Raw genomic sequence first — 1,241 nt, 5'->3', positions numbered from 1 at the left:
CTAATGAAAGATTTCATAAGGGTAAATTTTACTGGGATTAATTGGCGTAGTGATATTGATAACTTTTCAAAATATTTCCATCATGATCTTTTACTAGTCTTAATCTTTGGAAATCATCATATTCATAAGAAGTGATCTGACCATTGACATCTTTCACACGGGTTAAACCTACCATAGGCAAGTAAGTATATTGCGTTACAAAAGCTTTGGCTACAGCTGTTTTTAATGGCGCCAGTAAACCATCTATCTGCACCGCAGTAGGATTAAGTCCGCGGTAGCCTGCAATATTCGCTGCCCCCAAGGTAGCTTCCAGTGTAGCATAATCACAGTTGTCTATTTTCGCAATCGGATATTGCCCTTTGTACGCCCAGATATAATTCACTGCAGGCCCATTATCCCGCGATAAACTCAATACATTACCCTGATCATCGTAGCGGAGATATTTTAATTGAGTAATAACCGGAGCGCTGATGGCTTGCTGCGTTTGTATGGTAACAGGAACATATAAACCGGCGAATGGCTGATAATAGTTTGTTCTCATCAAATTAGTCTGATTACCATTTCTCTTATTGATCACCTCTACTACGGGTTCCAATAGGTGATTATTAATCATGCCCTGATATATTCCCTGCGGGTCGCGGCCTAATGCCACCATTTTAACAGGCCGGAATGTTTGCGTCAGTAGTATTTCGCCGCTGCTATTGGCCGTTTCTTCTTCCTCCAGCTGCTTATCTGTTTCATTATACCTATAAGCCGTCTTTGTACTAATAGTAGAATAGCTAGCTCCCAACCTTGGATAACTATATGCTATCACGTTGTCTAGCTTTACCCAGTTACTGTAAATGCCGTATACCATTACCTGGTAATCACCAATGAATTCTTTGATATTTGTAGTATTAACAAAAACTTCTTTCATCAGGGAAGCAGTATAATTATAAAAAGTATTGGTTACCGCAGTGTAATTCCACCTTTTCTCCTGATCGATGTAATACTTATCATCCGCTTTACCTCCTGTATATCTTATCAACTCTTTACCATGGTCCCAGGCAGAGTTTTCCAACTCCGGGCTCATTGGATCTACCCAGGGATATTTCTCCCCATAAACAATACCGCCAAATCCATTTCCAACCACATTAAACTCACTTGCCACAAAAGTGGACTCGCTGTTATCTAAAAATTCAGTAACGTGACTGTAAGCATAAGGCAGCCCTGCAAAAACATTCCGGCTATAATTGGGCTGT

Annotated in this window: 1 protein-coding gene; it reads right to left on the bottom strand. The window is 40.3% G+C overall.

The window, feature by feature from the left end; translation table 11 throughout:
• Window positions 1-37: 37 nt before the first annotated feature.
• Window positions 38-1,241 (bottom strand): hypothetical protein (locus tag ACDQ55_RS21635; RefSeq protein WP_420983726.1); only part of this gene is annotated, 1,204 nt, incomplete at its 5' end.

Source organism: Chitinophaga sp. 30R24 (genome assembly GCF_049056765.1).
In the GTDB taxonomy this organism is placed as follows: domain Bacteria; phylum Bacteroidota; class Bacteroidia; order Chitinophagales; family Chitinophagaceae; genus Chitinophaga.
This window is presented reverse-complemented; position numbering and strand designations above follow the sequence as displayed.